Annotated in this window: 6 protein-coding genes; 4 read left to right on the top strand and 2 right to left on the bottom strand. The window is 69.7% G+C overall.

The features are described from left to right. From AC30N0_RS07380 to AC30N0_RS07365, 4 genes are all read left to right on the top strand, one after another. Positions 1 to 427, top strand: a 427-nt coding sequence (locus AC30N0_RS07380) for a TOBE domain-containing protein (protein ID WP_489517281.1), incomplete at its 5' end; no start/stop codon positions are given. After that, positions 424 to 1,317: an ABC transporter permease gene (locus AC30N0_RS07375; RefSeq protein WP_489517280.1), complete on the top strand. Its 894-nt coding sequence runs from the start codon at positions 424 to 426 to the stop codon at positions 1,315 to 1,317. The genes AC30N0_RS07380 and AC30N0_RS07375, both read left to right, overlap by 4 nt. Positions 1,318 to 1,325: 8 nt before the next feature. Then, positions 1,326 to 2,198, top strand: a complete 873-nt coding sequence (locus AC30N0_RS07370; RefSeq protein ID WP_489517279.1) for an ABC transporter permease — start codon at positions 1,326 to 1,328, stop codon at positions 2,196 to 2,198. After that, positions 2,195 to 3,121, top strand: a complete 927-nt coding sequence (locus AC30N0_RS07365; RefSeq protein ID WP_489517278.1) for a DMT family transporter — start codon at positions 2,195 to 2,197, stop codon at positions 3,119 to 3,121. The genes AC30N0_RS07370 and AC30N0_RS07365 overlap by 4 nt, the downstream gene beginning before the upstream one ends. On the opposite strand, the gene AC30N0_RS07360 is transcribed toward AC30N0_RS07365, so the two are convergent. Both AC30N0_RS07360 and AC30N0_RS07355 read right to left on the bottom strand, forming a co-directional pair. Next, complete coding sequence (locus AC30N0_RS07360; protein ID WP_489517277.1) at positions 3,114 to 3,491, bottom strand: VOC family protein; 378 nt, start codon at positions 3,489 to 3,491, stop codon at positions 3,114 to 3,116. The genes AC30N0_RS07365 and AC30N0_RS07360 overlap by 8 nt on opposite strands. A 17-nt stretch (positions 3,492 to 3,508) precedes the next feature. Next, positions 3,509 to 3,908 (bottom strand): zinc-binding dehydrogenase (locus AC30N0_RS07355; RefSeq protein WP_489517276.1); only part of this gene is annotated, 400 nt, incomplete at its 5' end.

Raw genomic sequence — 3,908 nt, 5'->3', positions numbered from 1 at the left:
GGCGAGCCGCTTCGTCGCCGACTTCATCGGCAACGTCAACCTGATGGACGGCACCGTGGCCGAGCACGCGGCGGGGCACGTCGTCGTCGACTGCGGCGATGTCCGGCATCTCGTCGCCCAGGGCGTCGAGGGCGGGATCGGCACGGCGGTGACGGTGGCGCTGCGGCCGGAGAAGATCCGGATCGCGGCCGACGCCGACCCGGTCGCCGGCGTGGGGCTGCCGATCGGGCCTAACATGGTCCGCGGCACGGTCATGGACCTCGCCTACTTCGGCAGCTACACCGTCTACCACCTGCTGCTCGCCGGTGGCCGCACGCTGAAGATCAGCCAGAGCAACACCGAGCGCCAAGGCAGCGTCGCCCTGACCTGGGGCGACGCGGCCCGGGCGACCTGGTCGGAGCAGGTGCCGATGGTGCTGACCCGATGAAGGCGCAGCCGCGCGGGCGCCTGGTCGTGGTCGGCGTGCCCTACCTCTGGCTGCTCGTCTTTTTCCTCGTTCCCTTTCTCGTCGTCGCCAAGATCAGCATCTCCGAGATGGAGACGGCGTCGCTGCGCGACCTGTTCGAGTGGAAGGGCCTGCATCTCGGCAACTACCTGCTGCTGCTGCAGGACGACCTCTACTTCACGACCTTCGTCTCCAGCCTCAAGTACGCCGCGGCGGCGACCCTGCTCTGCCTGGCGATCGGCTACCCGTTCGCCTATTTCATGGCGCGCGCACGCCGCTCGCTGCAGCCGGCCCTGCTGCTGCTGGTGATGCTGCCTTTCTGGACCTCGTTCCTGCTCCGCGTCTATGCGTGGAAGGCGCTGCTCACCGAGCAGGGCATCGCGGCGCGAGCGATCGAGGCGCTCGGCCTCGACCACGCGCTCGCCGCATTCGGCCTCATCCCCGGCCCGGGCCAGCTGATAAACACGCCCTTCTCGCTCGTGCTGGGCATGACGTACACCTACCTGCCGTTCATGATCCTGCCGCTCTACTCCAACCTGGCCAAGATGGACCTGCGCCTGCTCGAAGCCGCCGCCGACCTCGGCGCCAACGCCTGGTCCGCCTTCTGGCGCGTCACGGTGCCGCTGTCGCGGACCGGCATCGTCGCCGGTTCGATGCTGGTCTTCATCCCGAGCGTCGGCGAGTACGTGATCCCCGAGCTGCTCGGCGGACCGCAGACGCAGATGATCGGCCGCACGCTGTGGGACGAGTTCTTCAGCAACAACGACTGGCCGATGGCTTGCGCCGTCGCGGTCACCATGATCCTGCTGGTGATCGTGCCGATCGCCGTTTTCTCGCGCTACGAGTCGGAAGCGGCCGGGCGCAGGGCCTGAGGCGAGCCTTGACTGCCAACGCCTTCAATCGCATCTTCGCCCGCCTCTGGCTGGCGCTCGGCTTCGCCTTCCTCTACGTGCCGATCGTTGCCCTCGTCGTGTACTCGTTCAACGATTCGCCCGTGGCCAACGTCTGGCGCGGCTTCACCCTGCGCTGGTATACGGCGCTGGCGTCGGACCGCGAGCTGCTCGGCGGCCTGGTGCTGTCGTTGAAGATCGCGCTGGCGACGGCCTGCGCCTCGGTCGTCCTCGGCACGCTGGCGGCCCTCGCGCTCACCCGCTACCGGCGTTTCTTCGGGCGCACGCTCTTTTCCGGCATGGTGGTGGCGCCGCTGGTGATGCCCGAGGTGATCATCGGCCTGTCGCTGCTGCTCATGCTCGTTTCCCTGCAGCGCGCCAGCGAGGCCGCCTTCGGCGTCAGCTTCCCCGAGCGCGGCCTGCTGACGATCTGGCTCGGCCACCTGCTGCTCGGCATGGCCTACGCCACGGTCGTGATCCGGGCCCGCCTGCAGACGCTCAACCCCCAGCTCGAGGAAGCGGCGATGGACCTCGGCGCTCGGCCGTGGCAGGTCTTCTGGCTGGTGACGCTGCCGATGATCGGCCAGGCGCTCGTCTCCGCCTTCCTGCTCACCTTCACCCTGTCGCTCGACGACGTCGTGCTGTCGGCGTTCCTCTCCGGCCCCGGCACGACGACCATGCCGCTGGTGATCTTCTCGCGGGCGCGGCTCGGCCTCAACCCCAGCGTCAACGCCGTGGCGACGATCATCATCGCCGTCGTCGCCGTCGGGGTCGTCATCGCCAGCGTCGTCATCGCCCGCAACGAGCGGCGACGCAGCCAGGAGCTCGCCAACGCGCCGCGTGCCGCGCTCGCCACCTCATGAGCACGGCCGCCGCTGGCCTCGCCCGCGTTCCCTGGCACGCCTACCTCGCGTTGGCGGCGGCGATGGCCATCGTCGGCGCGTACGTCGGATTTTCCAAGGTGCTGGTGATCGTGTTTCCGGTCTTCCTGCTGGCCTGGATGCGCTTCGCGATCGGCGCGGTGGCAATGGCACCTTGGCTGCGCCGCCCTGCCGACGAGGCGCCCCTGGACGGCCGCACGCGGCGCCTGCTCTTCCTCGAGTCCTTCTTCGGCAACTTCCTGTTCTCGATCTGCATGCTGTTCGGCATCGCGCGAAGCTCGGCCCTGGCGGCGGGCGTCATCATGGCGGCGATCCCGGCAGCGGTCGCCCTGCTCTCCTTCCTGATCCTGCGCGAGCGCATCGGCCTGCGCGTGGCGGCGGGCATCGCCTGCGCGGTCGCCGGCATCGCGCTGGTCGCGTTCGCGCGCGACGCCGATGGCGAGCTCGCCAGCGGCTCGCTCCTCGGCACCCTGCTGCTGCTCGGCGCCGTAACCTGCGAGGCGCTCTACGTCGTCATCGGCAAGAAGCTCTCGGCCTCGATCGGGCCCAAGCGCATCAGCGCCCTCATCAACCTCTGGGGCCTGGCCCTGGTCACGCCCTTCGCTCTCTGGCAGCTGCCCGGTTTCGCGCCGGCATTCATCGCCCCGTCGTCGTGGTGGCTTCTGCTGGTCTACTCGATCGCCGCCAGCGTCGTCACCGTCTGGCTCTGGATGACGGGCATGAAGCACGTGCCGGCCTCGTCGGCCGGGGTCTTCACGGTGTTCCTCCCGATCAGCGCGGCGCTGGTCGGCGTCTACTTCTTCGGCGAGGCCTTCAGCACGGTCCAGGCGGCGGCCTTCGCGCTGGCACTTGTCGGGGTGGTCCTTGCGACCTGGCGGCGCGACGCGCCGCCGGCGCTCACGTAGTCTCGGCCGGGTTGAAGTCGAGCTCGACCTTGGCGCCGTTCGGGTCGTAGCTGAACAGCTGCCAAGTGCCGGCGCCCGCCTGCCGGCGCAGGTCGTACTTGACGCCGCGCTCGTCGAAGCGGGCCTTGACCGACTTCAGGTCGCTGGCCGTGAACGCCATGTGGTCGATGACGCCGGTGCGGCCCTGCGGCATCGGCCGGTCCCAGTAGATGTGCAGGATCGGATGCGGGCCGCTGCCGTAGAGCCAGGCTCCGGGAAAGCCGAGCTCGGGCCGGTGCCCTTCGCGCAGGCCGAGCAGGCCGACGTAGAAGTCGAGCGTCTTCTCCCGGTCTTCGGCGGTGATGGTGAAGTGGTTCATGCCGTCGATCATGGCGGTGCCTCCAGGGCTCAGGATATGAGAACGAGCGCACCGACGGTGGCGCGCGACTCCAGCCGCGCGTGCGCCTGCGCCGCGGCATCGAGCGACCAGCGCTCGATCGGCGGCACCTTGCAGGCACCCGAGGCGAGCGCCTCCCAGAGCCGCCGCGTCCGCATCTCGAGCGTCGCCGGGGTCGCGACGTAGTCGAAGACGACCGGGCGCGAGAACGTGGCCGACTTGGCGACGAGGTCATCGGCCGCCAGCGGCTGCAGCATGCCCGTCGCCTGCCCGATGCTGATCCAGTGGCCGCGCCGGGCCAGGGCGGCGAAGTTCTCGTCGCGGGCGGCGTCGCCGAGGCCGTCGACGATCACGTCGGCACCGCCGCAGGCGCGCTGCACGGCGTCGGCGAAGCGGTAGTCGGGCGTGACA

The organism is Rhizobacter sp. (genome assembly GCF_031412495.1).
GTDB lineage: Bacteria > Pseudomonadota > Gammaproteobacteria > Burkholderiales > Burkholderiaceae_C > Schlegelella_A.
The sequence above is the reverse complement of the archived record's forward strand: the minus strand, read 5'-3'. Positions and strand labels throughout refer to the sequence as shown.

Coding starts and splice junctions, on each gene's coding strand:
- AC30N0_RS07360 (WP_489517277.1), bottom strand. CDS start 3,491: ATGATCGACGGCATGAACCACTTCACCATCACCGCCGAAGACCGGGAG.
- AC30N0_RS07365 (WP_489517278.1), top strand. CDS start 2,195: ATGAGCACGGCCGCCGCTGGCCTCGCCCGCGTTCCCTGGCACGCCTAC.
- AC30N0_RS07375 (WP_489517280.1), top strand. CDS start 424: ATGAAGGCGCAGCCGCGCGGGCGCCTGGTCGTGGTCGGCGTGCCCTAC.